Origin of the sequence: Aeromonas sp. QDB31, from assembly GCF_027707605.1 — a bacterium.
Classification (GTDB): domain Bacteria; phylum Pseudomonadota; class Gammaproteobacteria; order Enterobacterales; family Aeromonadaceae; genus Aeromonas; species Aeromonas media.
Genome location: NZ_JAPCIX010000018.1, coordinates 84179 through 90303, shown reverse-complemented (window position 1 = coordinate 90303; position 6125 = coordinate 84179). Strand labels below are relative to the sequence as shown.

Annotated in this window: 4 protein-coding genes; 3 read left to right on the top strand and 1 reads right to left on the bottom strand. The window is 59.7% G+C overall.

Annotated features, from left to right (window positions below; translation table 11 throughout):
- The first annotated feature begins 418 nt into the window (after positions 1 to 418).
- On the top strand, positions 419 to 736 hold the full coding sequence (gene tmaR / locus PG898_RS16460; protein ID WP_025328544.1) for a PTS system regulator TmaR: 318 nt from the start codon (positions 419 to 421) through the stop codon (positions 734 to 736).
- Between the two features lie 214 nt (positions 737 to 950).
- Positions 951 to 4034, top strand: a complete 3084-nt coding sequence (locus PG898_RS16455) for a transglycosylase domain-containing protein (RefSeq protein ID WP_270824607.1) — start codon at positions 951 to 953, stop codon at positions 4032 to 4034.
- A 67-nt stretch (positions 4035 to 4101) separates the two neighbouring features.
- Here the strand turns inward: PG898_RS16455 and yjgA are convergent, their stop codons facing one another.
- Entirely contained in the window at positions 4102 to 4626 is a 525-nt protein-coding gene (yjgA, locus tag PG898_RS16450) for a ribosome biogenesis factor YjgA (protein WP_005331314.1), read from the bottom strand.
- A gap of 111 nt (positions 4627 to 4737) precedes the next feature.
- On the opposite strand from yjgA, the gene pmbA reads away from it, so the two are divergent.
- Positions 4738 to 6081, top strand: coding sequence for a metalloprotease PmbA (gene pmbA / locus PG898_RS16445; RefSeq protein WP_005331315.1), 1344 nt, complete (start codon positions 4738 to 4740; stop codon positions 6079 to 6081).
- Positions 6082 to 6125: the final 44 nt, after the last annotated feature.

Below are 6125 nucleotides of genomic sequence, written 5' to 3'. Positions count from 1 at the left end.
ATTCGCCATGCGAGAGTAGGACACTGCCAGGCACCCAATACAAGAAACCCCGCTCAATGAGCGGGGTTTTTTATTGCACAGCGCTTTCCAAAACTCTGCACGCTGCGTGCCGAGATCTCGTCTGCTCCCCCTTTACGTTCATCCGCCGAATCACCTGTTGGATCTCATGATCTCCGGTGCGGAGGCCTTGTATACAGCCCCCTCCTGAATCTGCACTCTCATCGGTTTTCCATTTGATTCCTCACGCGGCGCTATCCTGCTGAAACCCGGCGCTGGGCCTGCAATTGGGGTTGTATCTGCATCATAACTCGGTAGAGTAAGGGGCATTCCGGGTTTACCCATACCATGCCTTTACTTCTTTATCTGGTATGAGAGTACCCAGACCTGTTTTCATTCACCTTCAGTCAGTGGTACCGATATGGAACAAGTAAACAAGTCTACTTTCAGCGATGTGTTGGAATATGTGCGTATGTCTCGTCGTCAGAACAAGCTCAAGCGTGAAATCGCGGACAACGAGAAGAAGATCCGTGACAACCAGAAGCGGGTGTTGCTGCTCGACAACCTGAGCGACTATATCAAGCCAGGCATGAGCATCGACGAAGTGCAGGCCATCATCGCCAACATGCGCACCGATTACGAAGAGCGTGTTGATGATCACATCATCAAGAATGCCGAGCTTTCCAAGGAGCGCAAGGAGCTGAGCACCAAGCTGAAGGGCATGAGCACCAGCAAATAAGCTCACACCGCCATTCCCGAACACCGGCTTACAGCCGGTGTTTCATTTCCACTCGGCAGCTCGGATCTCTCGCCGCACTGCAACAATCGGCTCCCATTTTTACAATCGCCCTGTTAACATCGCTGCAAAGCGGTCAATAGTTTTCAAGCCCTTGACTTGAAACGACTAAGCTTGATTGAAAGACAATAAATTGCGCAACCATGGTGGGGCTGATATGGGCGCATCAAAACAGACGGATTCGAACAAAGTGGCATCTCAGGATTCATCCGTACCGCATGCGGACGGGCAATATCAGCGCAAGCGTCGCCCCTGGTGGCGCTGGTTGTTCTGTTTCATCTTTTTGCTTTGCCTGGCTGCCGTGATCGCCCTGGTTGGTTATGAAATGAAGACCTCCCGATTGCAGTCGCAGGAGATCTCCCGTTATGCCGCCAAGCTGACTTATGAGCTGGAACCCGGCCCCAGCAAGCAAATTACCTTCCCGGATGATGGCCCCTTCGACAAGCGACTCGGTTATGTGCTGATGCCCATGATCCAGGAGCGCCTCATCCAGCGTGGTTATCAGGTGAGCGAGCAGGTGCGTTTCTCCGATGCCCTATACAACTACGCCAGTCATGGTTTCTTCGTCCCCTATACCGAGAAGGTGCAGGCGGGGCTGACGCTGCACGACTGCCGTGCAGAGCCTTTCTATCAATACAAGTACCCGACCCATTACTACCCTGATTTCAACTCTATTCCCCCCTTGGTCATCCAATCCCTGCTGTTTATCGAGAACCGGGATCTGTTGAGCAACGAGCAGCCGCTCGCCAACCCGGCGGTAGACTGGCCCCGTTTTGCCAAGGCGGCGCTGTCCCAGGTGGGCAAGGCGCTGGACATGCAGGACCAATCCGCCGGTGGCAGTACGCTGGCGACCCAGGTGGAGAAGTATCGTCACTCCCCTGATGGTCTGACCCTGTCCCCCACCGAGAAGATCCGCCAGATGGCTTCGGCCAGCGTGCGAGCCTATCGATTGGGGCCAGAGACCCTGGAAGCACGCAAACTGGTGGCCTGGGCTTACCTCAACTCGGTGCCGCTCTCCGCCGCCCCGGGTTATGGGGAGGTGCACGGCCTGGGAGATGGTCTCTGGGTCTGGTTCGGTGCCGATGTGGACGAGGTGAATCGCCTGCTGGATCCCGCGCGTAATCAGGACGCCACTCTGGCCGAGCAGGGGCTGGCGCTGCGCCAGGTGGTCTCCCTGATGATTGCCCACCGTCGCCCCTCCTACTATCTGGCCCAGGGGCGTGAGGCGTTGTCGACCCTGACAGACAGCTACCTGCGCCTGTTCGTGCAGGAGGGAATGATCACGCCTCCCCTGATGGAGTCGGCACTCAAGGCCAAGCTTGCGTTCCGCGACTTCCTGCAGGCGCCGGCGATCACCCGGGTCAATAACAACAAGGGGTTGCAGGTGGCGCGCACCCGCCTCAGTCGCCAGCTCGGTGTTCAGCTCTATGATCTGGACCGCATGGATCTGACGGCGGACACGACTCTCAACATGCCGCTGCAAAATGACGTCTCCCGTTATCTGCAGCAGTTGGCAGACCCCACATTCGCCGCCCAGGTCGGGCTGTTTGGTGAGCGCCTGCTCTCGCCGGAGAAGACGGGGGACGTGAAATACAGCTTCACCCTGTTCGAGAAGACGCCGGAAGGGGTCAAGGTGCGGGTGCAGACCGACAACACGGATCAGCCGTTCGACATCAATGAGGGCAGCAAGCTGGAGCTGGGCTCAACCGCCAAGCTGCGGGTGCTGACCACCTATCTGGAGATAGTGACCGAGCTGCATGACAGCTACGGGAACATGCCGGCCGAGAGCCTGCGCAAGATAGAGGTCTCCGATCAGGACAACATCAGCCGTTGGGCCATCGCCTACCTGATGAGTGCCAAGGACAAGAGCCTACCCGTGATGCTGGAGGCTGCGCTGGATCGCAAATACTCCGCCAGCCCCTACGAGGGCTTCTTCACCGGTGGTGGCATGCACACCTTCAACAACTTCCGCAAGGAAGACAATGGCCGCATTCCGCCTATCCGCGACGCCTTGCGTGAATCCATCAACCTGCCCTTTGTACGGCTGATGCGGGACACAGTGCGCTACAGCCTCTACAAGGAAGGCAACCGTGCCCAGCTGCTCAAGGATGACAAGGATCCCCGTCGTACCGAGTATCTGGCCAAGTTTGCCGACAAGGAGGGGCAGACCTATCTGTTGCGCTTCTGGCGTAAATATCGCGGCAAGACCACGGATGAGCAACTCGATACTTTCCTCGATGGTCTCAAGCCCAGCGCGGTGCGCCTCGCGGCCGTGCATCGCTACCTGATGCCGGAAGCGTCACAGGCCGACTTTGCAGCCTTCCTGGCGAAGCGCCTGCCACGGGACAAGCTGAGCGACAAGCGAGTCGAGCAGCTCTATACCAGTTATGGTCCTGGTAAGTATTCACTGCCGGATCAAGGCTATATCGCCCGCGTTCACCCGCTGGAGCTGTGGTTGCTCTCCTATCTTAGGGAGTTTGACAAGGCCACCTTTGCCGATGCGGTTGCGGCCAGCCGGGATGAGCGTCAGGAGGTCTACAGCTGGCTGTTCAAGACGCGCCATCGCAGTGCCCGGGATAGCCGGATCCGCACCATGCTGGAGGTCGAGGCCTTCCTCGACATCCATCAGCGTTGGGCACGCCTGGGTTACCCGTTTGATCACCTGGTTCCCTCCCTGGCGACTGCTCTCGGCAGCTCGGGTGACAGACCCGCCGCTTTGGCGGAATTGATGGGGATCATCCAGAACGGCGGCATGCGTGCACCGACCCTGCGGATCGAGCATCTCTCCTTCGCCAAGGACACGCCCTTCGCCACCGTGTTCGAACCGGCCAACACTCAGGGTGTTCGGGTGATGCCTGCCGAGGTGGCCAACGCCCTGCGCAATGCCTTGTCCAAGGTGGTTGAGGGGGGAACGGCACGGCGCATCGCCGGTGCCTTTGCCTTGCAGGATGGCACCGTGCTGTCGTTGGGGGGCAAGACGGGGACGGGTGACAACAGGATCGAGACGGTCGGCCGCTACGGCAATGTCACCAGCTCACTGGCGCGTAACCGGACCGCGACCTTTGTCTTCTACATAGGGGATGATCACTTCGGTACTCTGACGGCCTATGTGCCCGGCAGCCAGTCCGACAAGTTCCGCTTCACCTCGGCACTGCCGGTACAGGTCCTCAAGGGGATGGCGCCCTTGCTGGTGCCTTATCTGCAACCGGGTACTCACACCCAGTGTTTGCCGGGTAGCTGACGGCGCATAAAAAAACGGGGCCAGATTGGCCCCGTTTTCGTTTCTGTCAGCCACAGGCCGTCATGGCTTACAGCTGGTCTTCGATCTCGCCGCGCAGGTATTGGTACATCTCGCGATAGGCCACCGGCGGCTTGTTCAGCTCCCGCTCCTTGTTGGCAGTGCGGATCAGCTGGCGCAGCTTCTGGCGATCCAGTTCGTGGAACTGGGACATCAGTTCGTTGAGGGCGCTGTCTCCCTCGGTGATCAGGCGTTCACGCCACTGCTCCAGCCGGTGCAGGCGGGCATTCACGGTGGAGTGACGCATCTTGATGATGGAGAGGGCTTCCTCGATCTGCTCTATATCCCGGCTGCGCATCAGGCGGCCGATGAACTGCAGGTGGCGGCGGAAGGACTCGTCCTTCTTGGGCTTGAGCTTGCGGCCCAGCTCGACGGCTTCGGCCAACTCTTCATCCAGCGGGATCCGTTCCAGCTCGCTGTGGCTCAGGGAGACGATCTCGGCCCCCAGTTTCTGTAGTGCCTCGGCGTCGCGCTTGAGCTGGCTCTTGCTGGGACCCCAATCGTCCAATTCGTTGTCGTCTTGATACTGACTCATCGGTCTCTGATTCCTGTCATTCGCGTTGGGGGATATGTTACCAGCTTCTCCCGCTGGGCGCAGGGGTCTGATATGCTTAGCCCCTTTCCTTCCTTCATACAGATGTGAGTTATGGACCAGCAAGATCAAATTCGCCAGGATCAAGCCCATCTCGAGGCGGTGGTCGCCGAGGCCCTGGAGATAGCCAAGGGGTTGGGGGCCGGGCTTGCGGAAGTTTCCATCAGCAAGCAGACCGGGCTGTCGGTGAATACCCGGGGCTGTGAGCTGGAAAGCATCGAGTTCAACAAGGATGGAGCGCTCGGCATCGCCGTCTATCGCAATGGCTGCAAGGGATCCTCCTCGACCACTGATCTCGGCAAGCCGGCCATTCGTGCCGCCGTCGAAGCGGCCATGGAGATTGCCCGCCACACCTCCCCCGATGAGTATGCCGGTCTGGCGGATGCCGAACTGCTGGCCTGGGATGCCCCGGATCTGCAACTCTGTCACTCCATCGAACTGGATCCCCAGCGTGGCATCGAGCTGGCTATCGAGTGCGAGCGGCTTGCCCTGGGGCGTGATGCCCGCATCAAGCACTCCGATGGCGCCAGCTTTTCAAGCCATCTGGGGGTCAAGGTCTATGGCAACAGCCATGGCTTCGTCAAAGGCTATGCGGCATCGCGCAACTCTCTGAGCTGCGTGCTGATTGGCGAGCAGGATGGCGACATGCAGCGGGACTATGGCTACTCCTCCAGTCGCGCCCTCTCCGGCCTCTGGAGCCCGCAGCGCATCGCCGACGAGGCGGTGGAGCGCACCGTCTCCCGTCTGGGGGCCCGCAAGATCAGCACCCGCCACGCCCCCGTGCTGTTTCATCCCGACACCGCCGCCGGTCTGTGGGGTCATCTGGTGATGGCTATCAGCGGCGGCAACCTCTATCGCAAGTCGAGCTTCCTGCTGGACAAGCTGGGCAAACAGATCCTGCCCGAGTGGCTCAGCATTCAGGAGTTCCCCCACCTGCTGGGGGGGCTCGCCAGTACCCCGTTCGACGGTGAAGGGGTACGCACCCGCGACATGGACATAGTGCGCAATGGCGAGCTGATGAGCTGGCTGCTTACCTCCTACTCGGCGCGCAAGCTGGGGCTGACCACCACAGGCCACGCCGGTGGCATCCATAACTGGCAGGTCTCCAATACCGGCCAGGACTTCCAGGGCATGCTCAAGGAGATGGGTACAGGTCTGCTGGTGACCGAGCTGATGGGGCAGGGGGTCAATATTGTCAATGGTGACTACTCCCGCGGCGCCGCCGGTTTCTGGGTGGAGAATGGCGAGATCCTCTATCCGGTTGAGGAGATCACCATAGCCGGCAACCTGGCCGACATGTTCAGCACCCTGGTGGCGGTGGGGAATGACGAGGACGAGCGCTCCAGCCTCAAGACGGGCTCTGTGCTGGTCGAGCAGATGAAGCTGGCGGGGCACTGAATCGCCAGACCCCGGAAATGAAAAAGGCCCCCTCGCTTGGCGAG

What these genes read in the sequence shown, in the direction of transcription:
- yjgA (WP_005331314.1), bottom strand. Translation starts at nt 4,626, where the DNA reads ATGAGTCAGTATCAAGACGACAACGAATTGGACGATTGGGGTCCCAGC.
- pmbA (WP_005331315.1), top strand. Translation starts at nt 4,738, where the DNA reads ATGGACCAGCAAGATCAAATTCGCCAGGATCAAGCCCATCTCGAGGCG.
- PG898_RS16455 (WP_270824607.1), top strand. Translation starts at nt 951, where the DNA reads ATGGGCGCATCAAAACAGACGGATTCGAACAAAGTGGCATCTCAGGAT.
- tmaR (WP_025328544.1), top strand. Translation starts at nt 419, where the DNA reads ATGGAACAAGTAAACAAGTCTACTTTCAGCGATGTGTTGGAATATGTG.